Raw genomic sequence first — 24,536 nt, 5'->3', positions numbered from 1 at the left:
ACCTTAATATCTCAATATTTCTTCTGGTGTCTCCACAATAATATCAGCTCCGGCTTCTTCTAATTCTTCCCGGTTTCCAAATCCATAAAGCACTCCGATCGTATCCATGCCATTCGCTTTACCGCCCATAATATCATGCGAACGATCGCCGATCATCACCGCTTTTTTATGATCAATTCCTTTATACTTCTGCAATGCATAAGCAATCACATCATCTTTATGCACTCTGGTCTCGTCCATAGACGCTCCGGCAATACAGGCAAAATACTTCGCCAGATCAAAATGTTCCAGAATCTGCTCCGCAAATAACTCAGGCTTTGACGTAGCAACAATCAATGTCTTTCCTTTCGCATTCAAGCCCTCTAACAACTCTTTTACGCCATGATAGACCTCATTTTCAAACATTCCCCCGTCAGTATAATATTCCCGGTAATAATCGATTCCCTTGCGTGCTTCCTCCGGTGACAGATCAAAATACTTCTGAAAGCACTCTGCAAGCGGTGGTCCGATAAACTTACGCAGTGTCGTTTCCTCATACTCTGTAATTCCAAATTTATGCAAAGCATGACGGATTGAATTCATAATTCCTTCTCCTGAATCCGTCAGCGTACCATCCAGATCGAATAAATAATATTGATAGTTTCCCATTACAGCCTCCCTCATTGATGTCAGACATCAAAGATATTCTGCTTTTATTGTATAGAAGAAAGGGCAGAAATGCAATGCATTTCCACCCTTCTAAAATATTATGGACTATCCTTAATTAACTGTGCGTTTTACATAGGTTGTATGCAATGTCTCATGTGCTTTCTTGCTTCCCGGTTCTCCCAGATACTCTTCATACAGTTTCTTGATTGCCGGATTCTCATGCGATTTACGGATTACCTTCGCCTGATCATTGCGATACAGTACGCTTGCACGAATACCACGTACATCAGTGAAATTACGCACATCACCGGATACCTGCGGCTGACCGCCTCCGTTGACACATCCGCCCGGACATCCCATGATCTCGATAAAGTGATACTGTTTCTCACCAGATTTCACCTGCTCCAGAAGTTCTCTTGCATTGCCAAGTCCCGAAGCAACTGCCACACGAATATCCATGCCTGCCACCTGATATTCAGCCTCTTTGATGCCCTTTGTGCCACGCACATCTGTAAATTCCAGATTAGCAAGTTCTTCTCCCGTCAATGTCTCCACCGCAGTACGAAGAGCTGCTTCCATAACACCGCCGGTCGCTCCAAAGATTACTGCCGCTCCCGTAGACTCACCCATCGGATCATCAAAGCCTTCATCCGGAAGTGCAGTAAATTCAATACCACAACGACGGATCAGTCGTGCCAGTTCCCTGGTAGTGATGGCAATATCCACATCCGGTACTCCGGCTGCATTCTGATGATCTCTTCCGATCTCGAACTTCTTGGCCGTACATGGCATCACGCTAACCGATACGATATTCTTCGGATCGATACCCTGCTTCTCGGCAAAGTAAGTCTTCACCATCGCACCAAACATCTGCTGCGGCGATTTGCAGCTGGACAGATTCTCTGTCATATCCGGGAAATAGTGCTCGCAGTATTTGATCCATCCAGGCGAGCAGGATGTGATCAGCGGAAGCTTTCCACCATTCTGTACACGATCCAGAAGCTCATGTGCCTCTTCCATAATCGTCAGGTCTGCTGCCCAGTCCGTATCAAATACACGGTCAAATCCGATTCTTCTGAGTGCTGCTACCATCTTGCCTTCCACATCCGTTCCCATCGGATAACCGAACTCTTCGCCAAGCGCAGCTCTGACAGATGGTGCAGTCTGAACGACCACGTATTTCTCCGGATCAGCGATTGCTTCTATAATCTTATCTGTATAATCTTTTTCATATAATGCACCGGTCGGACAGACTGCGATACACTGTCCACAGGATACACAACTGGTCTCTCCAAGTCCCATGTCAAATGCAGAACCGATAAAGGTCGCAAATCCACGGTTATTGGTTCCGATCACGCCGACTCCCTGAACTTTCTCACAGACAGCCACGCATCTGCGGCACAGGATACATTTGTTATTGTCACGGATCATATGAGCTGCCGAATCATCCAACTCATAGTGATTACTCTCACCTGCAAAATAATTCTCATCATCCACGCCATATTCCCTGCAGAGCTGCTGTAATTCACAGTTACCGCTGCGCACACAGGACAGACATTTCTTATCGTGATTCGACAGCAGAAGCTGTAATGTCTTCTTTCTGGATGAAATCAGCTTCGGTGTATTCGTATACACTTCCATCCCTTCACTGACCGGATGTACACAGGCAGCTACCAGATTACGGGCCCCTTTTACTTCTACTACACACATACGACATGCGCCGATCTCATTGATCTCCTTCAAATAGCAGAGAGTAGGAATTCTGATTCCGGCTGCATGTGCTGCCTCAAGGATCGTAGAGCCGGCCGGTGCAGATACTTTCAGTCCATTGATTGTAAGATTAACCGTTTCCATATTCTCTATCCTCCCTTATTCCTTATAAATCGCACCGAAGCGACATTTTTCCATACATGCACCACATTTCAAACATTTCTCCGGATTGATCGCATGTGGTTCTTTTACTTTACCGCTGATCGCACCATTCGGACAGATACGTGCACAAAGCGTACAACCCTTACATTTGTCCGCATTGATCTTGTACTGCAGCAGATCCTTACAGACGCCTGCCGGACATTTCTTATCCACAATATGGGCAATGTATTCATCTTTAAAGTAACGCAGGGTGGAGAGTACCGGATTCGGTGCTGTCTGACCAAGCGCACACAGTGAATTCGACTTCAGATGCGCTGCCAGTTCTTCCAGACGGTCCAGATCTTCCATCGTTCCCTGCCCCTTGGTGATCTTCTCTAAGATCTCCAGCATACGTCTGGTACCAATACGGCACGGTGCACATTTGCCACAGGATTCATCCACAGTAAATTCCAGGAAGAATTTGGCAATATCTACCATACAGGTATCTTCATCCATAACGATCAGACCACCGGAACCCATCATGGAACCGATCGCGATCAGGTTATCATAATCGATCGGTACATCAAAATTCTCTGCCGGAATACATCCGCCGGACGGACCTCCGGTCTGCGCAGCCTTGAACTTCTTTCCCTTTGGAATGCCTCCGCCGATCTCTTCTACAATCTCCCGCAGAGTCGTTCCCATCGGGATCTCTACCAGACCGGTATTGTTAACCTTGCCTCCCAGAGCAAATACCTTGGTTCCTTTGGACTTCTCTGTTCCCATCGATGCAAACCATTCCGGTCCATTCAGGATAATCTGTGGGATATTCGCCAGCGTCTCTACGTTATTCAGAATTGTCGGCTTCTGGAACAGTCCCTTTAATGCTGGGAATGGCGGACGCGGTCTCGGTTCTCCTCGGTTACCCTCGATCGAAGTCATCAGTGCGGTCTCTTCTCCGCAGACAAATGCTCCTGCTCCCAGACGAAGCTCAATATCAAAATCAAATCCTGATCCAAATATATCTTCGCCAAGCAGTCCGTATTCTCTTGCCTGCTTAATCGCAATATTCAGACGTTCTACTGCGATTGGATACTCTGCACGCACGTAGATATATCCCTGTGACGCCCCAATGGCATAGCCTGCGATCGCCATGGCTTCCAGTACAACGTGCGGATCACCTTCCAGTACGGATCTGTCCATAAATGCACCCGGGTCACCCTCATCGGCGTTACAACAGACGTATTTCTGATCTGCTTCATTCGCTGCCGCGAATTTCCATTTCATACCGGTTGGGAAACCTGCACCGCCTCTTCCTCTGAGTCCGCTGTCAAGCATCACCTGAATAACTTCTGCAGGTGTCATCTCGGTCAGCACCTTACCTAACGCCTCATATCCTCTTGTACCTATGTATTCGTCAATATTCTCCGGACTGATCACGCCACAGTTACGCAGTGCCACACGGTGCTGCTTCTTATAGAAATTCGTCTCCTGCAGCGGAAGTACATCTTCTCCTTTCACCGTCTCATCATAGAGCAGTCTCTTCACTATATTGCCCTTTGCCAGATGCTCTTCTACAATCTCAGGAATGTCTTCTTCCTTGACCATAGAATAAAACGCGCCCTCCGGATACACGATCATGATCGGTCCCAGCGCACACAGGCCAAAACAGCCTGTCTTGATCACACATACTTCCTCTTCCAGTCCGTTCTTCCGGATCTCTTCATCCAGACGTTCTCTGATCTTCTGGCTGCCGGATGATGTACATCCTGTTCCTCCGCATACCAGCACATGAGTGCGGTACTTGCCGTGCTCAGAAGCTGCAGCCTCTTCCAGAGATTCGTGTTCTGAGCGGTATGCCACTGTTCCCTGCATACGCTCTCTAATTACCCGTAATTCTTCCAGAGATTTCATTCTGTCCCTCCACTTCTAATCAAGTTAACCACTACTCGTATTTCGCAAGGATATCATCTATATCCTCCACCTTCAAGCGTCCGTATACTTCTTCATTGATCGTCATGACCGGTGCCAGTCCACAGGCCCCGATACAACGGCACGCATCCAGCGAAAATCTTCCGTCCGGCGTACACTCTCCGCCCACGATACCAAGCTTTTCCATCAGCTTGTTGTAAATATCGCCGGATCCTTTTACATAGCATGCCGTGCCAAGACAGACAGATATCTGATATCGTCCCTTCGGACTCAGATTAAACTGTGCATAAAATGTTGCCACTCCATAAATCTTCTCTAACGGGATTCCCGTCTGGTCTGAGATAATCTTCTGGACCTCGATCGGCAGATATCCATAGATGTCCTGCGCTCTCTGCATGATCGGCATCAAAGCGCCTTTTTCATCTTTCAATTCTTCGATCACCTTAAGCAGTTCTTCTTCCTGCTCCTTCGTTCCTCGAAAAGGAACTGCAGATTTTTTTGAAAGCATAGCTTTACCTCCCATTTGAATTCATCGATTTTCACACAAGTTATTTATTATATTAGCACACAAATTGTCTAATATCTATAATTTTTCTCATTAATTTTCTATTTTTTCGTCGCTATTTATAGTTTGTTTGAATTATTATCAATTAACTTGTGCATTTTTTGTCAAATCACAAATTATAAAAAAGAGAACTTTTGCAAGTATATTCTCCCTGCAAAAGCTCTCTTATTACTGCTCTATCTCAACAATCAGATAAAATCCCCGGTCAGTCTCCTCAATCTTCCTGATCACGCCTTTCCTGTCCCGGATCCGCTCCGCTGTGCGGTATATTCCCGACATGGCAATGGATGGTTCTACCAGATAAGTATATCTCCCGGTGCTCGGACTTCGTTCGCTGATCACAACTTCCTGTCCTTCTTCTACCAACCCCGGGCGCTCCATCTTAAAACGTTCCTCTCTCATAACAGCCTCCCATATGTATTATTTCTGCTTAAAATCATAACATTTCTTCACAAAGTTTTCAATCAGTCAGCTATCTTGTATGCATTTTCGTTAATATTTTAATTACTCTTCTATATATAGTATTTTTCATTATTCTATGTTACACTGACAGCAAATTACATCAAATCAGAAAAAGCCAGTTACATTGCTCGGTCAGAATAACCGCACCCAGGATATCTGTGGGTGCTCTATGCATTTAATATGACTTATAGGAGGTAATTGTAAAATGGCAATTTCAATTGGCATCAACGGATTTGGACGCATCGGACGCGTCGCTCTCCGTATTGCCATCAGTCAACCAGATACTTTTAAACTTTGTGGGATCAACGTGCGTAATGCTGATCTGGACTACATGAAATATATGGTCCGCTATGATTCAACCTTCGGACGTTTCCAGGGGGAGCTTGACACATATGAGCAGGGTCTGATCATCAATGGTCAGAAGATTCCTGTGTTCTCTGAATCGGACGCTTCTCTGATCCCATGGGATAGCTGTGGTGCTGAATATATCATTGATGCAACCGGCGCCTACTGCACAACGCAGAAAGCTATGGATCATCTGCAAGGCGGGGCTAAAAAGGTTATTATATCTGCTCCTGCAAAAGATGAAGAGACACCTACTTTTATCATGGGTGTAAACCATACCGAATACAACAGTGATATGCCCGTAGTTTCCAATGCATCCTGCACGACGAACTGTCTGGCACTGATCTGCAAGATTCTAGAAGACAATTACGGTATTGAATACGGACTCATGTCCACGATCCACGCAACTACTGCTAAGCAGAAGGTTGTTGACAGCCGTTCTCAGAAGGACTGGAGAACCGGCCGTTCTGCATTTGGCAATCTAATCCCATCTACCACCGGAGCAGCTAAAGCAATCTCCCTCGTAATTCCTTCATTGAAGGACAAAATGAGTGGCATCTCTTATCGCGTACCTACTTCAGATGTATCTGTTGTTGACTTAAACGTAGCTTTGAAGAAATCGGCATCTTACGAAGAAATCTGCAAAAAAGTTCAGGAAGCCTCTATGACATATTTGTCCGGTATTCTGGATTATGTGGAGGATGAAGTAGTATCTTCTGATTTCATCGGAGATTCTCATGCTTCCATCTTCGACGCACGACAGGGCATTCAGGTGAATTCCCACTTTTTCAAGGTGATCTGTTTCTATGACAATGAATGGGGCTATACCAGTCAGGTAATGCGCCTTATCCAGTACATGGATCAGGTCGACCATAATCGCTAAATAGTTCTGAATAGGACCGAGCTCGTTTCTGATTGATATGTAATATACTTTCTGTAAGGGACATATGCATTCGTTATTACGATTATGAACCGAAAGACAAAAGGCCTGCCGCATTTGTAAAAAGATGCGGCAGGTCAGTTTTTTCACTTACTCATTCTTATAATTTTTTCATAAACATCAATCCTCCCGTCCTATGATTATCGTTTATTTACAATAGCCTTTTTACGTCTAGCACAGTATGAGGCTCATCATACAAATGTGTAAAGACTATTTCGTCCGATATTTCTATATTATCTAACTCCTCTTTTTTTACTTTACTGCAATCTAAACTAATCTTTTTGTCTTTATAAGGATTCTTTTTGGATTCAAGATAAGTATCACTCTCCTTTATACGAACAACAATCTCTCGATTGTCCAGATTTATCTCCTCAACAATCGCCTCCTCTTCATACTGATGTATGCCTCCATGATTTGACACACCTGCATTTTCTTCTAACTTATCATTACAATATCGATAGATACCCCAAATAACTACTACACTTAATATCACAAATAGCCATTTCTTCATTACTTGATTCCCCTTACTGAAAAGCATACCCTTCATATGAATTATATTTTCCAAAATCATTATTCAGATTTCTAGCATACGAATGCCAGCCATCTGCAACACGCAATATATGTAAGTAAGAACTTGAATCATTACTTTTATATAATGCATACCCTTCAACAGCCATTGCATGTCCAGAATCACCATCAGTTGTTGTAATATGAACAGATGCAATTCCAATTCCTCCTGAATCTATACAATTTCTAAAGAAACCAAAATTAGCTGTATCTGTGAATACTGACGAAACATTTATTCCCTTCTCTCTGCAAAAACTTGTAAATGCATCCACCATTACTATTATTAGTACTAATTGCTTTATTATTAGTTTGCTGTAAAGCCAACTCATATGATGATGAAATATTTTCCCCATAATTATATTCGCACACAAAACCATCAACTGTCGAATCAAGAATTACATAGCCATATGGAAGATTTTCTTTATACATTTTTACAATATATCCTATCGCTCCATTTGACACATCATAGGCCTTAATAGGATCTCTACCATCTAGTTCGCCTTGCAAACAAGAAACACCAGAGAATTGTTCTGCGACTTCTATTGCCATCTGTTCTGTCACTTTATTCATTTCATCATCTGTTATATCATTTTTATCCGCAGCATTTACACAAAAACCACACATTAAACTGCACAATAAAACTACACTAAAAATACCACTTAATGTTTTTTCCACATAACACTCTTCTCCTCTCCTTCTCTATATATCAAGTATTTTTTTCAATAAATTCAATACTTTTTGATACCTGTCATTGAATAGAACTAAGGTTATGGAGTGATATTTACCTCATACAGGGCAGATATATAGTAATAATGGGTGCACCAAATAAAAGGTCATCACTATTCGTTCTAAATGGCCTCGATGTGTACCCATCCCTATATGGCAGCTCACCTCTCATGTCCAACAGGATCATCCTCCTTACGGTGGGTCCTCACTTCCTTCGTTCTGCCTGTCCATAACCAGGGTGCCAGCTTAGCTATTCATCAGGGTCTTGCCCTCCGGAGAAAATTTCTGCCGGCTACCAGCTCATTCTTTGTACTTTCATCACTAATCTAAATACTCCGATCACAGCACCTTTCGGTGGACGCTTCCTGTAATCATTATGGTTGTTCTTTATTGCTCGGTTATGCAGCCTTTAACTGCTCTCCAGGATGTCGAATATCTTTCAACATCTTTGATGCATCATAACCGATTCCCTTGGTAAGGATCACATGGAATACTCTTATCAGCTTACATGCTACTGCTATCAGTGACTGCATCTTTTTTAATGGATGCTTTTCCCTGGTGGTATAATGCCTGTGGATTTCTTTGAATTCTTCATTCTTTCCCACCACCGATATCGCTGCCTCGAAAAGAAGATATCTGAGACGTTTGCGTCCTCTTTTGCTTATCTTTGTCTTTCCATTGTGCTTGCCAGAGCTATCTGCCACCAGTTCCAATCCTGCCAGTTTCTGAAGTTCTTTCGTGCTATCAAAGCGCGTGATATCACCGACTTCTGCAATTGTACACAAACTAACATTCTTATAATTTTTTCACAAATATCACTCCTCCCGTTCTATAGTTTTTATTTCATATGGGTCGTTATAAAAATGTGTAAATCTAATTTCATCTGACACCTCCAAAGAATCTAAAACATTGTTCTCTTGATATATATATTTACAATCCAATAGCACCTCCTCTTTTGCATAAAAATCATATATAGATTTATGCGGTCTAAGTTTTACTTTAATTTCATTACGGTACAAAAAAACTCCTGTTACAACAGCTTGTTCTTCATATAAAACTTCTAATCTTTCAACTCGATCCGGCTTATTATCATAATGCATATATATCACTTCATCGCCATTTTTTATTTAATTTAAAACTTTTAACAAATCCCCTAAAAAATCATCCAACAATTTCTTCTCTATATCCCTGGAAATTCTGGCTCCAACGATTCCTCTAATTATATAAATCCCCAGTCTTATTATGTACAGCACAATTATTATAGTAAAAACAACATTGACCATTCTCATAAGTTCTGCATTTGAATGGACCATAAAATGATCTACGATATGTTGAAAAATCAGTGTACACATAACAGTAATTCCTGGATGTTTCCCTGATATGCCTCTGCATCTAAGCCTAATATCTTTGCCGCCTCGCATATTCCGTATATACTGGAGCCATTCATATTTACTTTTTCTAAATCTCGAATATATGACAGCGGAACTTTTAACCCATAATACTCACATATTGTAGCTAAACACGCCACACCACAGTCTCTAACATCATGTTGATAAATTCCATGAAAGCGCAATTTCTCACCTCCGACTATCTTTTACTATCTGTCCATCTTCAATCACAAGAATCCTCTCTGCATGTTCTGCAATCTTCTCATCATGGGTGATCAGGAGAATCGTCTGTCCATATTTTTCATTCAGTTCGCGAAAAAGCTTGATAATCTCGCGGCTGTTCTTCTGGTCCAGATTTCCTGTAGGCTCATCTGCCAAAATCAATTTCGGTTTATTGATCAGTGCTCTTCCGATTGCAACTCTCTGCTGCTGACCGCCGGACAATTCACTCGGAAGATGATTCACACGCTCTGTGAGGCCGAGTAATTCCAGTAATTCATCCAAATCTTTTCGTTCTGCCTGTCTGTGATCCAGGAGCATCGGCAGACATATATTCTCTTCCACGTTCAGTACCGGAATCAGATTATAAAATTGATAAATCTGACCAATCTCTCTCCTTCGAAAAGCAGTCAGCTCACGTTCTTCCATTTCATAAATGGACTGTCCGCCAATATATACCTTGCCGGATGTCGGTTTGTCAACACCTCCCAGGAGATGAAGAAGCGTTGACTTTCCTGAACCCGACGGACCTAAAATCGTGACAAACTCTCCTTCTTCCACCGAAAAGGAAACGTGGTTAAGTGCAATAACCTTATTATCTCCAAAACCATATTCTCTTGTAAGATCTTCCGTTCTCAATACTTCCATCTTCGCGCCTCCCTTACTGGTTATCGTTACGAATAGATTCGATAATATTCAGATGTTTCAATTGTGACATTGCATATCTCACGGGTACGATCAGCAATAACACTGCAACTACAATCTGTATCGGCACCATATCCCACGGTATTTTCCATGTAATATTATAAAAAACTTCGTGATAGGTATCATACACGCCTAATAATCCAAGAAAACTTACCGGTATTCCAATCACACACCCGATAATCCCATAAAATCCTGCCTCTATGGATAACATCCTTTTCAGATCTTTCTGGGACATTCCTATCGACTGATAAGCTGCGAACTCTTTTCTTCGCATACGCATAGAAGTCGATATACTTTGGAAAATATTGGTTAATGACAATAACGTGATAAGCGCCATCAATCCATATCCTAATATCAACAATAAGAACTTTTGCGAACGAAAATATTCATTTTTCTGCCAAAGTGCCTGGCTATTGAAGGAATAGCTATCTCTCTTCGAAATATCCACCTCATCAAAAGAAACAGCCGGATCATATGTCAACGGAGCGCCTTTCTTCAGTCTCACTTCTTGTGCGATAATCTCAATTTTACCCTTTATCCTCGCATCTTCTTGTATCCGCGTTGAGAGTCCATCCATTCCAAAAAGAAAATCCCAAAATGTATGCTCCTCCTCTTCCTCTTCTCTTTGAATATTAAACTTCAAATAAGTAGCAACACTATTATAAGTTGGGTAATGAAAAGCATAGGTATCTTCAGGATGTTTTTTATAAATATCACTATACATTGGATCTTCCAGTAATCGTTCAAAATCATCCATAGACATATAAATGTGGCAGAATCCCAATGTTTCCTCCTGATATCCATTAATATCGTCTTGCTTTCCGGAATAATAAGGATACGGCGGTGTTTCCTGTGTTGTTCCAATCAGCCGAAAGCTTCCCTTTCGCATCTCATCACGCTGATTATCATATGTCCCCGTAAAGATTCCTATATCCCCATAACGGCTATACCAAAAGGTAAATTCGCTGTCTGGCTGTGCCTTCAATATACTGCGTTGACAGATCTTTTCTAATGTCCGGACTTCCTCGTGATCTTCAATTAACACCTGATACTCTTCTGTGGTATCTTCTGGTATTTCATATCCTGCCTTTTTCACATATGCCTGAAAGGTTTGATCATCTACCCCACGATCACTGTTCGTAAATGAATGCCTTCTATCCAATTTCCTGATTTCATATCCTGAAAACTTTTAAGTTGCGACGGTTCATCGTACCACCAGAATCCAGTCTCTTCAGATACCTCAAATGGAACCTTTTGCAAATCATCCTGAATCTCCCCTGGTTCCAGCAGCATGTCGCTGATACTCATATTACGCTCTAAGGATATGGAAGTCACCTCCGGTAATGCTGCTACTTTTTCATAAAACTCCATAATCTTATCATCATCCATCGTATAGAGTTCTGTCCAAAGATCCAATTCTTCCCGTTCTCTATCATCTACCGGATAATACTCTTTATTGATTCCACGCATCACAGCCATGCCGTCCAAAATTACACAAAAAGTCAATATCAGCAATACACTGTTTGCAATATAGCTTTTCCTGCGAACCCACATATTTTTAAAAGCCAGCATTCCCACTGTTCCAAATAGCTTCCGCTTTTTCAACAGATTGGTTCGAGTACGCATTTTTGTATCTACTTCATAAGTTTGTGTGATCAGCTCCATACTGGAGGTATGGACAGCTTTCCATGCCGGAAAGAGACACGCCAGAAATATCATCAGAAATCCCCAGAACACAAATGTTATGATTCTTCCAAACGTAAGCTCCACCACCAACGGTTGTTCATACATAAAAATATTTTCCAGCCATTTTACGATACCATTCGTAAGTAAGATCCCCACTCCGATTCCGATCGGGATCCCAACGAGTCCTTCCAGTATTCCTTCCCAGTAAACCACACTAATCCTTTGAAATTTGCTCGCGCCGATACTTCCCAATGTTCCCAGATACCTTAGCTTTTCAAACGTAGAGATGGAATAGGCATTGTAAATCAGCACACAGCCCATAAGCATCACCATTGTAACTATAACATTGATGATTCCGCCCACGCTCATACTGGTTTCGTCATTTAGGCCATAGTATTCTAAAAGCTCTATATGATAGGTGATATTGTATTTTCCCGTTTCACGATAAGGAAGCCGTCGCCACTCCTCCTCCGGTAGCTGTTCCATGCCGATCTTTTTGCCAATTTTCTGTGTTCTGGCAAACATACGCCAACTGACGTTCTTCATTTCAGCAGCCACACACAAGCCCGCATCCGGTTCGCATTCTTCGCATTCCGTTTCTGATACATTACATAGCTTTTTATTTTCTTTCAGGCTTTCATACTGATCCTGATCCAAACCATGGAAGATCAAATGCCAGCTTCCCTGGTCTTCCCGGATGCTCTCCCGAATCATTCCCATCAGAGTATTGGCAAAGAGCGAAATCGTTGTGAGGATGATCATCGTGCATGCAATTCCAAGGATGGTAGCTCTGGTACGCTTTTTATTCCTTTTCAGATAACGTAAAGTCAATTTAAAGATAATTCCCATCTTTACACCCTCCTGTTATAAGTTTTGCTTTCTCATACATATCTATATGTATATCTTCGGAGCCTCCCAGCATATCTAACAGGATTCCACGGATATTTTCCAAAACACCTTTCTCATTATCCACTATCGCAATATTAATCAACATACTCCCCCCTTAAATGCATGACATTCTTCACTCCAGTGTCATAATATTACAACCAAAAATAATATTTTTCGCATAATTCGCAATATAATTTTATCATTGTTCCGCATTATTGACAATATACCGGACATTTTCTGACCATAGATTTTTCCCATGTAGTTTTTCCCATCAAACAAATCCCAAAAACATATATCATCATCCTTGATAATCATCGGAAATACTAAAAAAGGATCTGCCGCTTCACTCCATAATCGTAAAGCGGCAAATCCTTTTTGTTTTTATATGTTACTGTTTCTACTTTATAAACATTGCATCTCCAAAGGAGAAAAATCTGTATTTTTGCTCAATTGCTTCCTGATATGCATTCAGCACATGCTCTCTGCCTGCCAGTGCGGATACCAGCATGATCAGTGTAGACTCCGGCAGATGGAAATTCGTGATCAGTGCATCCAGAATCTTGAACTTGTATCCCGGATAAATGAAGATCTCTGTCCATCCGCTGCATTCTCTGAGGCGTCCGTTCTCATCTGCTGCCGACTCTACAGTTCTGCAGCTTGTGGTTCCCACGCAGATCACGCGTCCGCCATTGTCCTTGGCACGGTTAATCTTCTCAGCCGCTTCGGCATCAATATGGTAAAATTCTGAATGCATGTGATGCTCCAGAATGTCATCTACCTTAACCGGGCGGAAGGTTCCAAGTCCTACATGCAGTGTAACTCTGGCAATATCTATGCCTTTTTCCTCGATCTGCTTCAGCAGCTCCGGTGTGAAATGAAGTCCCGCTGTCGGTGCAGCCGCAGATCCGGTATGCTTGGCATATACGGTCTGATAACGGTTCTTGTCCTCAAGCTGATGTGTGATATACGGCGGTAATGGCATCTGTCCAAGCTGATCCAGAATCTCTTCAAAGATTCCTTCATATTCAAACTTGATCAGGCGGTTGCCTTCCTCTACGACATCGATGACTTCACCAACCAGCAGACCTTCGCCGAACACGATCCGTGTGCCTGGTCTTGCTTTCTTGCCAGGTTTTACCAGTGTCTCCCACACATTGTTCTCTTTGCGCTTCAGCAGAAGCACTTCTATCTTGGCTCCGGTTCCCTCACGGGCACCGATCAGCCTCGCCGGAATCACCTTGGTGTCATTGATCACCAGACAGTCCCCCGGGTTCAGATAATCCACGATCTCTTTGAAAATGTGATGAGAGGTCTCGCCTGTCTCTTTGTCTAGCACCAGGAGCCTGGAACTGGAGCGGTCCTCCAGCGGATCCTGTGCGATCAATTCTTCCGGCAGATCAAAATAAAAATCCTGTCGTTTCATATTATCTTATCTCTCCGTTCTATTTGCGAAGCTCGATTCCCATAGCTTCAAGACCGGCAAGAATCTTATCCATTGCTTTGGAAATATCTGACTCTTCCAGTGTTCTGTCTTTTGCACGGAATGTAATAGAGTAAGCTACAGACTTGAATCCCGGTTTGATCTGAGCTCCTTCATACAGGTCAAACAGGGAGTAGCTCTCCAGATGAGCTCCGCCATTTTTCTCAATTACTTCTTCAATCTGTCCTACCATGATGTTCTTCGGCACTACCATACTGAGGTCACGGTTTACAGCCGGGAACTTGGCAATTCCCTCATATTTACGGTCAAATGTAGCACGCGCTACGATCTCCGGCATATCGATCACTGCGATGTATGCTCTCTCTCCGATTCCGTAGATATCTGCAACGTCCGGATGTACTTCTCCCAGATATCCGACTACGGTTCCACCGTAAATGATATTAGCCTGACGTCCCGGATGCAGGAATGTCTTGCCTGCGTTTGGATCGTAAGTCTCTTTCTTGTGCAGTCCGATCTTGTCAAAGAACTCTTCTACGACACCCTTCATGCTGAAGAAATCGCCTTCTCCGTACATACCCAGAGTGAACTGCATACGCTCATCCGGAAGTTCTGTCAACGGAAGTGCCTTTGGCAGATATACATTTCCAAGTTCGTATAATTTTACATTTTTATTTCTACGGTTGTAGTTGGTAGCAAGTGATGTCAGCATACCGTTCAGGGATGTCGTTCTCATCACGCTGTAATCCTCACCCAGCGGGTTACGGATCTCAATTGCCTGACGAAGCTTGGAATCCTCCGGCAGTAATAATTTATCAAATACCTTCGGGCTCTCGAAGGAATATGACATACCCTGGCTGAATCCGCAGAATTCTGCGATATTTCTTGCCACCTCTTCAATACGCAGCTTGTAAGACAGTTTACCTGTCGTAGCTTCTCCGCTTGGAAGTGTGGTCGGAATATTGTCATATCCGAAGAATCTTGCCACTTCCTCTGCCACGTCTGCCAGACGGTGGATATCCTGACGGAAGGTCGGAGCTACGATCTCATTCGTAGTCTCATCATATTCCAGTTCTACTAACTTCAGATAGCCAAGCATCTGTTCTTTCGTCAGATCTGTTCCGAGAAGTGCATTGATCTTCTCTACGTCAAATGTAACTCTTGACGGCTCTCTCTTCTCCGCATAGACGTCTACCATTCCGCCTACAACTTCTCCGGCACCCATTTCTTCTACTAACTGGCATGCGCGGTCGATTGCTGCCTGTGCATTTTCCGGATCCAGACCTTTCTCGAATTTGCCAGATGCATCGGTACGAAGTCCGATCTTCTTAGCTGATTTACGGATGTTGGTTCCGTTGAAGCATGCAGCTTCGAACAGCATTGTCTTAACATTATCTGTAATCATAGAGTTCTCGCCACCCATGATACCTGCTACACCGATCGATTTTTCGCCATCACAAATCATCAGTACAGAGCTGTCCATCTCTCTTTCCTGTCCATCCAAAGTTACGAATTTCTCACCATCTTCTGCACGGCGCACTACGATCTCGCGGCCTGCGATCGTATCCAGATCATACGCATGCATCGGCTGTCCATATTCTTCCATTACATAGTTGGTAATATCTACCAGATTGTTAATCGGGCGGATTCCAACAGATGCCAGTCTTCTCTGCATCCACTCCGGTGACGGTCCGATCTTAATATTTTTTACAACTCTTGCTGTATATCTCGGGCAGAGTTCCTGATCCTTGACTGTAACCTTAACATAGTCATTGACATCCTCGTCATTGCCAGTCGGTGTTACAACCGGCGGATGGAATTCCTTGCGGAATGTAGCTGCTGCTTCTCTTGCAATACCGATCACGCTGTAGCAGTCTACACGGTTGGATGTGATCTCATATTCAAATACCACATCATCCAGTCCCAGTGCGCTGATCGCACTGCTTCCTACTTCTACATCTTTCTGGAAAATGTAGATACCGTATTCCGGTGCCTCCGGGTACATATCACGGTTAGATCCCAATTCTTCGATGGAACACATCATACCGTTACTCGGCACACCGCGAAGCTTGCCTTTCTTAATCTTGATACCGCCGGCAACGCGCTGTCCAGGCTCGTGACCTCCGGCTACACGTCCGCCGTCCAGAACAACCGGCACTTTGTCTCCTTCTTTTACATTCGGAGCACCTGTAACGATCTGAATCGTCTCAGTTCCGATATTTACCTGACAAATGATCAGTTTATCTGCATCCGGATGCTTCTCAATCTTGTCGATCTGACCTACTACGATGCGGTCCAGATCTGCATCCATTTTTTCAAATCCTTCTACTTTTGTACCGGAAAGTGTCATCGCATCGGTATATTCCTGCGCTGTCACATCCAGATCCGGCACATATGCTTTTATCCATGATAATGAAGTATCCATTATAATCTCCTTTCAATGTAACACTTATTCGTGCTTCCTTCTATTGTGTGCTCTTATTAAGTCTCCAGAATCCCGCCGGTTCCCGGCGCCGCCTCCCCAAGAGGCTCCCGATTCTGTCGAACCGTTCGCACACAGAAGTAAATACTCACTTCGTTCGTGCTTCCTTCTGTTGTGTGCTCACTAGAACTGTTTCAAGAATCTGATATCGTTTTCGTACAGTAATCTCATGTCGTCGATTTCGTATTTCAGAAGTGCGATTCTTTCCAGTCCTACACCAAATGCGAATCCTGTGTATTCTTCCGGATCAATTCCGCACATTTCGAGTACGTGTGGATGTACCATTCCGCATCCCAGGATCTCGATCCATCCGGATCCTTTACAGAAACGGCATCCCTTACCGCCGCACTTGAAGCAGCTTACATCTACCTCAGCGCTTGGCTCTGTGAATGGGAAATGATGTGGGCGGAACTTTGTCTTGGTATCTTCACCGAACAGTTCCTTTGCAAATACTTCCAGTGTTCCTTTCAGGTCTGCGAATGAAATGTTCTTATCGATAACCAGTCCTTCGATCTGATGGAAAGATGGTGAATGTGTTGCATCTACTTCATCTGAACGGAATACTCGTCCAGGTGCGATCATACGGATTGGCAGCTTGCCCTGTTCCATTACACGGGCCTGTACCGGTGATGTCTGTGTTCTCAGCACAATATCATCATTGATATAGAAAGTATCCTGCTCATCCTTTGCCGGATGATCTGCCGGAATATTCAGTTTCTCAAAGTTATACAGATCGTATTCTACTTCCGGTCCTTCTACTACTTCGTATCCCATACCGATGAAAATACGTTCTACTTCTTCCAATGCGATCGTATTCGGATGACGGTGTCCTACCATGTTCTTCTTAGCCGGCAGTGTAACGTCGATAACTTCCTGTTTCATCTTTTCTTCGCGGATCGCACGCTCCATTTTCTGCTTGCTTTCTTCCAGAATCTCTTCGATGGCTGCACGTGTCTCATTAACCATCTGACCTACTTTCGGTCTTTCTTCCGGTGCTACATCTTTCATTCCTTTAAGAACAGCAGTCAGTTCTCCTTTTTTACCAAGGAATCTGACGCGGGCTTCGTTCAATTTCTCCGGTACATCAGCAGACTGAATTGCTTCAATGGCTTCTCTGCGGATGCTTTCCAATCTTTCTTTCATCCTTCTCTTCCTTTCTCTTTCATAAATAATTAAATGACTATGTTTCCTCTTTAATAACTATATCGTTCAGAGCCACTTCCAAAATACTCTGAACGAATACAAAAAAACCTCATCCCAAAAGGGACGAGGTTAACTCGCGGTACCACCCTGATTCCTATCTTACGACAGGCACTCATGTTCGTGTAACGTACGAATACGGCATGTCCTACTATCGAATCATCATATATCGAAATATTCAAACATGCAGCTAACGTGGGAAATTCGATCCCTGCCTGAACCCGGAGCTACTTTCAGCCTGTGGTATGCCCCTCTCTGATGGAAAACAGTTCTCTACTGACACGGTCATCACTTTTATCTTTGATTTAAACAATACAAAGTCATTATACTCACTGACTTTTTTAATGTCAAGCCGATTCTTACGTTTCTGAATCTGTTTCTGAAGCTGTTTCCGAAGCTCCTTCTGTAATATCTGCCTTCTCTTCAGCAGTTTCCTTTTTATCTGCTCCGGTAAAGAGTACATCTTTCATATAGATATTAAGTTGTGCTCCAAACAACACACAGTACATACAGAAATACAGCCAGAGCATGATCAGCACGATTGTAGTCAGACTACCGTACATATCCGAAAATCCTTTGAAAATATCCAGGTATACAGAAAATACCCAGGATATGACCAACCAGCCAATCGCTGTAAATATCGCTCCCGGAATCTGCTTGCGGAACAGATCTTTTCGGTTTGGTAAAAACTTATATATAAGAAGTAAAAAACCGATTACCACAACCGGCGTAATCGCCATCCTCAATTCCATCAATTTATTTGCCACATGCTTAATGGCAGGTATATGAGACGTGATAAATATATTCAGCGAATTACCGAATACCGACATAACCAGCAATAATATGATTGCAATCAGGAACAGCACTGTATAAAATGTCGCTCTGAAACGCAGATAAATATAGTTACGTGTCTCTGGGCATCCATAAATTGTATTAAATCCGGTAGAAATTGATAATACACCCTTGCCGGCAGACCACAGTGCCACAATAACTGTAATCGGGATAATAGTACTTGACTGGTTATATACCTGATTCACAATTGACGTGATCAGGGAATCTACACTGGTAGGAAATACCTGCACTACTGCTGTCATTACATCTGCTTTCGTAACCGGCGTATATCTTACCATAGTAAGCAAAAGCAATATAATCGGAATCAGCGATAACATAAAGAAATATGCAGCCTGAGCTGCATATGCCCCAACATGATGTCTCCCCATATCCTTGGGAATTCTCATTACCCTCTCTATGGTCTCTCTTTTCATACTAACCTCCGTAAATCAGTATGTGCATCATACCATTTTCATTTAATTATTTCAAGTAAAAATATCAAATAGCCGTTTCTCTGCTATCGGATTTCTACATTTTGATAAAATAATTTCAGTATCTCCATGTAATTTTTACCATTCTTAGCCATTTCATTGGCTCCATTCTGGCTCATACCGATACCATGCCCATAGCCGCCGCCTCTGATCACATAGCTGTTCGCTTTCTTCTCTATAGAAATAAATGCACTTGGAAGTAATCTCTGACTATCTACGGTCTGTCCATCATTTCTTACGATCGAATATCCGCTTCCTCCCAGGGCTGTCCGAATCTTATTCTCTGTCTCCACCGTAATACTCCCTCCGGTTCCAACCGCCGTCAGTTCTGTTGCTACATCGCCGTCACCTCGCCTGGTTACTTCCACACTCTCCAGTGTTCCCAGATCCTTACCGGCATAATTACTGAGAAGTGCTGCCATTCGCTCTGATGATATCTCCGCCGTCCACTGATACCAGGGCAGATCTTTTTCATAATCTCCGACATCTCCACACACAGATATACTTTGGAGATATGCATTACTTTCATTGACCTCATCGCCCCAGGCTGTCATATCCGTTGTCTCTCCACATGAAGTCGAAAAGTAATATGTAGAAGCCACGTTTCCCTGATACCAGACCACCTGACCTGTTGTATCTTTTACCGCCTGCGTAGCTGTATCTGCCGGATAACTGTTATTGTACACCTGATACTCTACACTGTCATTGACATGTGCCTGATATTCCGGATATGCATAATCCTGCATCTGTCGCACTGCATAGCTTCTGGCACACACCGCCTGCGCTTTCAATGCTTCCATTTCATAAGACGCCGGCATCTCACTCGGCACAACTCTGCACAGATAGCTTTCCATCGGCAGTTCATTAATCACAGCCATACCTTCTTCACCGGACCACACTTCAATCTTTCCCTGATAAGATGGTATTCCCCGGCCACGTTCAATACTTTCCACCCGGATCTCTTCATCCGGATTCAGCGGTTCTGCCGAAAGATGTCCATTCTTTAGCCGCACATCATCTGCCAGAAGCGTCAGCACGCCTCCTGTCCAATCTTCTTCCCGCCCATCATATTTTAGTCTCAGGCCACTGTCTGCTGCCAGACTGACCGAACTGTGTAGCACGCTTCCATAACCGCTTGTCATCAATGCCACGCGGATATTCTGATTCTCCACCATTCCGGTATTCTGATCCGTTTCTCCACTCTGTCCTTTCAATTTACTCTCCGTCTGCTCTCCGGATCTGCCATTTCCGATCCGTTCCGGATGTACCAGACGCATTCCCGCCAGTACCAGACTAAGCACCGCCATAAAACTGATGATGTATAAAATATATCGATTCTGTCTTCTCATATTTGTATTCTTATCTCTTTCCAGGACTGCTTTCTCTAATGTATGAAACTTCATAGTGGGTTTAGAACCCCACCCCATTTTTGAACCCCGCTCATTTTTGAACTCCGCCCATGCATTCGCAAAACCGCACGATGCTTCGTGCTTTTCAGCTGCTACGCAGCTAATTTTGCTCGTGCATGGGCGGCGTCTCTATTCGAGCCGCCTCACGGACGAGAAATAATACCCCTTTGGGCATAAAAAGAACGGCTTTGCAGCCGTTCTTTTATCTTTTGTATATCCCGAAATGCCGGTTTCTGTCTCTTGACTCCTAGCTGCTGCTAGGTGGGTGTCCGCATCCGCTTTTCTGCCTTCCCCTGCGTATCTGGAGGCTTGACATATTACGGAGATATAAGAGTCCCGTTTAAAGTAATGTAGGTTCAAAACAACAGAAGTTGTCGCGCATCCCAGGTCACTGTAGTTATTATAACCCAATCATATATTTTTTTCCACTATTTTAGTAAAAAATATATAAAATTACAAATATTCTTCTATAACTCAAGAATCGCCTTTACAGTATCTTCCATCTTATCAACATCACATTCCAGTGTGTGAAGAATGTTCGCATTCAGAATCTCCTTGATCGCATTCGGCATCTCTGTGTTAGATACCTGACTCAATTCTTTCAATAAATCGAATTCATCTACAGATGCATACTTCTCATCGATTGCTGCCATAACGCTGCCTGCAAATTTGTATGGGCTGGCTGTGGAGGCAACTACACACTTTGTCTTGTCTCCTGAGTTCTCCTGATATTCCTGACACACATGTGCCGCTACTGCAGTATGTGTATCCATTACATAGCCTGTTTTTTTATAAACATCATGAATAGTCTCTGCCGTCTGCGCTTCTGTTGCATACCCCGCTGCAAAGTCTTTCAATCCTGCTTTCATTGCGTCAGTAATCTCATACACACCTTCACTCTTCAATGCCTGCATCAACTCTGCATTCTTCTTATCATCACATCCTGCGATCTGGTAGATCAGTCTCTCAAGATTGCTGGAGATCAGAATATCCATAGATGGTGATGTAGTCAGTTTGAACTCTCTGTCCTTACGGTCATACACACCAGTCTGGAAGAAATCAAACAGCACTTTATTTTCATTGGATGCACAGATCAGCTTTGCGATCGGAACGCCCATATTCTTTGCATAGTATGCAGCAAGAATATTGCCAAAGTTACCGGTAGGAACTACAACATTGATCTGTTCTCCCGGCTGTATTTCTTCATTATCCAAAAGCTTCGCATAGGCATATACATAGTACACCACCTGCGGCACCAGACGTCCGATGTTGATTGAATTGGCAGATGAAAACTGATAGCCATGCTTATTCAGCTCTTCTGCAAGCTTCTTATCTTCAAACATTGCTTTCACGCCGCTCTGCGCATTGTCAAAGTTGCCGTGAATTGCTACAACGTCTACGTTATCTCCGGTCTGAGTCACCATCTGCATCTCCTGTACCTTGCTGACTCCGTTCTTCGGATAGAACACAATGATCCGTGTACCTTCTACATTGGCAAAACCTGCCATAGCAGCCTTACCGGTATCTCCCGAAGTTGCTGTCAGGATCACGATCTCATTCTTCACGTGATTCTTCTTAGCTGATGTAGTAAGAAGATGCGGAAGAATGGAAAGTGCCATATCTTTAAATGCGATCGTTGCTCCGTGAAACAGCTCAATAAAATATGTGCCATCTACTTTTACTAATGGTGCGATCTCTTCCGTGTCAAATTTACTGTCATAAGCCTTCCGAATACAATTCTTCAGCTCTTCTTCAGTAAAATCGGTAAGGAATTCCTTCATTACAGCATAAGCTGTCTCCTGATATGTCATTCCCTTTAATTCTTCCATAGACACAGATAACTTTGGAAGATGATCCGGCACAAACAGACCGCCATCATCTGCAAGACCTTTTAAGATTGCCTGCGATGCTGTTACTGTTACCTCTGAATTTCTTGTGCTTCTGTATCGTACATCCATCATCATTTCTCCTGTTATATACTATTTGTTCTTTTTGCTGTTGATGTAATTAACCAGGCCACCTGCAGAGATCAGTTCCTGCATAAATGGAGGAAATGCCTGTCCCTGGAACTCAGTACCCTTGGTACGATTATATATACGTCCGCTGTCAAAATCAATCTCAACCTGATCTCCGGCGTCAATTCCTTCTGCCGCTTCCGGACATTCGATGATCGGAAGTCCGATATTGATCGCATTACGATAGAAAATTCGTGCAAATGTATCTGCGATAACACAGCTTACGCCTGCAGTCTTCAGACACAGCGGTGCATGCTCTCTGGAAGATCCGCAGCCAAAGTTCTTTCTCGCTACGATAATATCTCCCGGCTGTACCTTCCCGGCAAATTCCGGATCAATATCTACCATCGCATGGCTCGCAAGCTCCTGTGGATCAAAAGAGTTCAGATATCTGGCCGGTATAATAACGTCTGTATCTACGTTATCTCCATATTTAAACACATGTCCTAATGCTTTCATTATCTGTCACCCCCTACTTTTTCCGGATTCGCAATGCATCCGGCGATCGCACTTGCTGCTGCCACTTCCGGAGATGCAAGATAGATCAGAGAATCTACATGTCCCATACGGCCAACGAAGTTACGGTTGGTGGTAGATACACATTTCTCACCTGCTGCCATAACACCCATATGACCTCCCATACATGGTCCGCAGCTTGGTGTATTAACTGCACATCCTGCATCTACAAAGATGTCCAGAAGTCCTTCTGCGATACACTGCTTGTAGATCTTCTGTGTAGCAGGAACTACCATAACACGTACATCCGGATGTACGGTATGTCCTTTGAGGATAGCTGCTGCTTTTCTCAGATCAGACATACGTCCATTTGTACAGGAACCAATCACTACCTGGTCGATCTTAATAGGCTCCATAGCCTCTACTTCGTCAATTGTCTTAGCATTGCCCGGAAGATGTGGAAATGCAACGGTCGGACGGACTTCTGAAAGATCAATCTCGATCACATCCTCGTATACAGCATCCTCATCTGCTTCGTATACATGGTATTCCTTCTTGCAGTGCTCTGCCAGATAAGCCTTTGTCTGCTCATCTACCGGGAAAATACCATTCTTGGCACCTGCTTCGATTGCCATGTTAGCAATCGTAAATCTGTCATCCATGGAAAGATGTGACACACCTTCTCCTGTAAATTCCATTGATTTATACAGAGCTCCATCTACGCCGATCTTACCAATGATATGGATAATGATATCCTTACCGCTTACAAACTCAGACGGTTCTCCCTTCAGTACAAACTTGATCGCACTCGGCACCTTGAACCAAAGTTCTCCGGTAGCCATACCGGTAGAAATGTCGGTCGTACCTACGCCTGTAGAGAACGCTCCCAATGCTCCGTATGTACAGGTATGCGAATCTGCACCAATGATGCATTCTCCTGCTGTAACCACTCCTGCCTCCGGAAGAATCGCATGCTCTACTCCTGATTTGCCCTGTTCAAAATACCAGCTGAGTCCCTGATCCTTCGCAAACTCACGAATTGCCTTGGAGTTCTCTGCTGACTTAATATCTTTATTCGGTGTAAAATGATCTGGTACCAGAACAACCTTATCTTTATCAAACACTTTATCTGCCATCTGTCTGAAGATCGGCAGTGCCATTGGTCCGGTGATGTCATTCGCCATAACGATATCAAGCTTCGCCATAATAAGCTGTCCTGCTTCCACATGATCCAGACCTGCATGTGCAGCCAGAATCTTCTGTGTCATCGTCATTCCCATGATGAATGTGCC

22 protein-coding genes, 1 other RNA gene, 1 pseudogene and 1 other annotated feature are annotated in these 24,536 nt (G+C 43.5%); of the genes and pseudogenes, 1 reads left to right on the top strand and 23 read right to left on the bottom strand.

The features are described 5' to 3' along the window. Window positions 1-3: 3 nt before the first annotated feature. The 5 genes from DXA18_RS11695 to DXA18_RS11675 form a co-directional block, all read right to left on the bottom strand. Window positions 4-648, bottom strand: coding sequence for an HAD family hydrolase (locus DXA18_RS11695; RefSeq protein ID WP_118384043.1), 645 nt, complete (start codon window positions 646-648; stop codon window positions 4-6). A 111-nt stretch (window positions 649-759) separates the two neighbouring features. Further along, window positions 760-2,502, bottom strand: a complete 1,743-nt coding sequence (locus DXA18_RS11690) for an NADH-dependent [FeFe] hydrogenase, group A6 (RefSeq protein WP_118384042.1) — start codon at window positions 2,500-2,502, stop codon at window positions 760-762. Between the two features lie 15 nt (window positions 2,503-2,517). Next, window positions 2,518-4,413: an NADH-quinone oxidoreductase subunit NuoF gene (gene nuoF, locus DXA18_RS11685; protein ID WP_118384041.1), complete on the bottom strand. Its 1,896-nt coding sequence runs from the start codon at window positions 4,411-4,413 to the stop codon at window positions 2,518-2,520. 31 nt (window positions 4,414-4,444) lie between these two features. Further along, the gene (locus DXA18_RS11680; protein ID WP_118384040.1) at window positions 4,445-4,939 is read right to left on the bottom strand and encodes an NADH-quinone oxidoreductase subunit NuoE family protein; all 495 of its coding nucleotides are present in this window, start codon (window positions 4,937-4,939) and stop codon (window positions 4,445-4,447) included. Between the two features lie 225 nt (window positions 4,940-5,164). Next, entirely contained in the window at window positions 5,165-5,398 is a 234-nt protein-coding gene (locus tag DXA18_RS11675) for a hypothetical protein (protein ID WP_118384039.1), read from the bottom strand. 265 nt (window positions 5,399-5,663) lie between these two features. Between DXA18_RS11675 and gap the strand changes: the two genes are divergently transcribed. Further along, window positions 5,664-6,686 (top strand): type I glyceraldehyde-3-phosphate dehydrogenase, encoded by a 1,023-nt coding sequence (gene gap / locus DXA18_RS11670; protein ID WP_118384038.1) that lies wholly within the window; start codon window positions 5,664-5,666, stop codon window positions 6,684-6,686. A 208-nt stretch (window positions 6,687-6,894) separates the two neighbouring features. Here the strand turns inward: gap and DXA18_RS11665 are convergent, their stop codons facing one another. The 18 genes and pseudogenes from DXA18_RS11665 to leuC form a co-directional block, all read right to left on the bottom strand. Continuing rightward, on the bottom strand, window positions 6,895-7,254 hold the full coding sequence (locus DXA18_RS11665; RefSeq protein ID WP_147345595.1) for a hypothetical protein: 360 nt from the start codon (window positions 7,252-7,254) through the stop codon (window positions 6,895-6,897). A gap of 257 nt (window positions 7,255-7,511) precedes the next feature. Beyond that, window positions 7,512-7,985, bottom strand: coding sequence for a hypothetical protein (locus DXA18_RS11660; RefSeq protein WP_118384036.1), 474 nt, complete (start codon window positions 7,983-7,985; stop codon window positions 7,512-7,514). 449 nt (window positions 7,986-8,434) lie between these two features. Next, window positions 8,435-8,812: pseudogene (locus DXA18_RS11655) on the bottom strand (transposase); the annotation flags it as partial. A gap of 39 nt (window positions 8,813-8,851) precedes the next feature. Then, window positions 8,852-9,136 (bottom strand): hypothetical protein, encoded by a 285-nt coding sequence (locus DXA18_RS11650; RefSeq protein ID WP_118384035.1) that lies wholly within the window; start codon window positions 9,134-9,136, stop codon window positions 8,852-8,854. A gap of 239 nt (window positions 9,137-9,375) precedes the next feature. Further along, the gene (locus DXA18_RS17660; protein ID WP_442873206.1) at window positions 9,376-9,609 is read right to left on the bottom strand and encodes a cysteine peptidase family C39 domain-containing protein; all 234 of its coding nucleotides are present in this window, start codon (window positions 9,607-9,609) and stop codon (window positions 9,376-9,378) included. Window positions 9,610-9,613: 4 nt separating this feature from the next. After that, window positions 9,614-10,291 (bottom strand): ABC transporter ATP-binding protein, encoded by a 678-nt coding sequence (locus DXA18_RS11635; RefSeq protein WP_118384032.1) that lies wholly within the window; start codon window positions 10,289-10,291, stop codon window positions 9,614-9,616. 13 nt (window positions 10,292-10,304) lie between these two features. After that, a complete protein-coding gene (locus tag DXA18_RS11630) occupies window positions 10,305-11,510 on the bottom strand; it encodes an ABC transporter permease (RefSeq protein ID WP_118384031.1) in 1,206 nt (401 codons plus the stop codon). After that, window positions 11,468-12,883, bottom strand: coding sequence for an ABC transporter permease (locus DXA18_RS11625; RefSeq protein WP_118384030.1), 1,416 nt, complete (start codon window positions 12,881-12,883; stop codon window positions 11,468-11,470). The genes DXA18_RS11630 and DXA18_RS11625 overlap by 43 nt, the downstream gene beginning before the upstream one ends. Continuing rightward, the gene (locus DXA18_RS15680) at window positions 12,867-13,028 is read right to left on the bottom strand and encodes a hypothetical protein (RefSeq protein ID WP_158567128.1); all 162 of its coding nucleotides are present in this window, start codon (window positions 13,026-13,028) and stop codon (window positions 12,867-12,869) included. Before DXA18_RS15680 ends, DXA18_RS11625 begins: the two co-directional genes overlap by 17 nt. A gap of 291 nt (window positions 13,029-13,319) precedes the next feature. Continuing rightward, window positions 13,320-14,345, bottom strand: a complete 1,026-nt coding sequence (queA, locus tag DXA18_RS11620) for a tRNA preQ1(34) S-adenosylmethionine ribosyltransferase-isomerase QueA (protein WP_118384029.1) — start codon at window positions 14,343-14,345, stop codon at window positions 13,320-13,322. Window positions 14,346-14,364: 19 nt separating this feature from the next. Beyond that, a complete protein-coding gene (pheT, locus tag DXA18_RS11615; protein ID WP_118384028.1) occupies window positions 14,365-16,785 on the bottom strand; it encodes a phenylalanine--tRNA ligase subunit beta in 2,421 nt (806 codons plus the stop codon). A 180-nt stretch (window positions 16,786-16,965) separates the two neighbouring features. Continuing rightward, complete coding sequence (gene pheS, locus DXA18_RS11610; RefSeq protein WP_118384027.1) at window positions 16,966-17,985, bottom strand: phenylalanine--tRNA ligase subunit alpha; 1,020 nt, start codon at window positions 17,983-17,985, stop codon at window positions 16,966-16,968. A 116-nt stretch (window positions 17,986-18,101) separates the two neighbouring features. Then, window positions 18,102-18,340: a binding site (T-box leader), on the bottom strand. A 61-nt stretch (window positions 18,341-18,401) separates the two neighbouring features. Beyond that, window positions 18,402-19,307, bottom strand: a complete 906-nt coding sequence (locus DXA18_RS11605; RefSeq protein ID WP_118384026.1) for a YihY/virulence factor BrkB family protein — start codon at window positions 19,305-19,307, stop codon at window positions 18,402-18,404. Between the two features lie 83 nt (window positions 19,308-19,390). Beyond that, window positions 19,391-20,713, bottom strand: coding sequence for a SpoIID/LytB domain-containing protein (locus tag DXA18_RS11600; RefSeq protein WP_199665574.1), 1,323 nt, complete (start codon window positions 20,711-20,713; stop codon window positions 19,391-19,393). A gap of 271 nt (window positions 20,714-20,984) precedes the next feature. Beyond that, window positions 20,985-21,166, bottom strand: a non-coding RNA gene (gene ssrS / locus DXA18_RS11595) — 6S RNA. 74 nt (window positions 21,167-21,240) lie between these two features. After that, window positions 21,241-22,731 carry a threonine synthase gene (gene thrC / locus DXA18_RS11590; RefSeq protein WP_118384025.1) on the bottom strand — a complete coding sequence of 497 codons (1,491 nt, stop codon included), beginning with the start codon at window positions 22,729-22,731 and terminating at the stop codon, window positions 21,241-21,243. A 21-nt stretch (window positions 22,732-22,752) separates the two neighbouring features. Beyond that, entirely contained in the window at window positions 22,753-23,247 is a 495-nt protein-coding gene (locus DXA18_RS11585; protein WP_118384024.1) for a 3-isopropylmalate dehydratase small subunit, read from the bottom strand. Then, complete coding sequence (leuC, locus tag DXA18_RS11580) at window positions 23,247-24,524, bottom strand: 3-isopropylmalate dehydratase large subunit (protein ID WP_118384023.1); 1,278 nt, start codon at window positions 24,522-24,524, stop codon at window positions 23,247-23,249. Before leuC ends, DXA18_RS11585 begins: the two co-directional genes overlap by 1 nt. Window positions 24,525-24,536 lie beyond the last annotated feature (12 nt).

This window comes from Dorea sp. AM58-8, assembly GCF_003464045.1.
GTDB classification, from domain to species: Bacteria; Bacillota; Clostridia; order Lachnospirales; family Lachnospiraceae; genus Claveliimonas; species Claveliimonas ammoniilytica.
This window is presented reverse-complemented; position numbering and strand designations above follow the sequence as displayed.